The organism is Streptomyces azureus (genome assembly GCF_001270025.1).
Taxonomy (GTDB): Bacteria; Actinomycetota; Actinomycetes; order Streptomycetales; family Streptomycetaceae; genus Streptomyces; species Streptomyces azureus.
In genome coordinates, this window is the sequence record NZ_DF968384.1 from 1 (window position 1) to 629 (window position 629).

At 68.7% G+C, this 629-nt stretch carries 1 protein-coding gene; it reads right to left on the reverse strand.

The genetic code is table 11. From position 1 onward, the window contains the following. On the reverse strand, window positions 1-629 hold a 629-nt coding region (locus AOQ53_RS41925; RefSeq protein ID WP_236711885.1), incomplete at both ends, for an IS5 family transposase.

Sequence of the window (629 nt, forward strand, 5' to 3'; positions counted from 1 at the left end):
GTGGGTGATGAGGTAGCAGGCGAGTTTGCGGAGCGCCTCGTGGATGTCGGCCCGCCTTTCCCAGCGCACCCGGAGACGTGGGAAGCCGTGCGGCCAGGCGAACGTGCGCTCTACCACCCAGCGGTAGACACCCAGTCCGCTGCCGTGGGGGTGTGCCGCGGCGGGCGATGACGGGCAGGGTACGGCGGGCACGAACCTTGTCGCGGTGGATGTCGTGGTCGTATCCGCGGTCGGCGAACAGTGAGTCAGGCTTGCGGCGGGGACGGCCGACCCGGCCCGGACTGGCGGGATGGCGTCGAGTAGCGGCAGCAGCTGGGTAACGTCGTTGCGGTTGCCTCCGGTGAGGATGACCGCGAGCGGAGTGCCGCGCCCGTCGGTGATCAGATGGTGTTTGGAGCCGGCCTGGCCCCGGTCGACCGGCGACGGGCCTGTGTGGATCCCCTCTTTCAGCGCTCGCACGTGGCTGGAGTCGACAACGCGGCGCGACCAGTCGAGCCGCGACGCGACATCGAGCCCGGCAAGTAGTGCCTCATGCAGTCGTTGCCAGACTCCGGCCTCATTCCAGTCTCGTAGTCGTCTCCAACAGGTCATGCCCGACCCGAAGCCCATCTCGGTGGCCAGGTACTCCC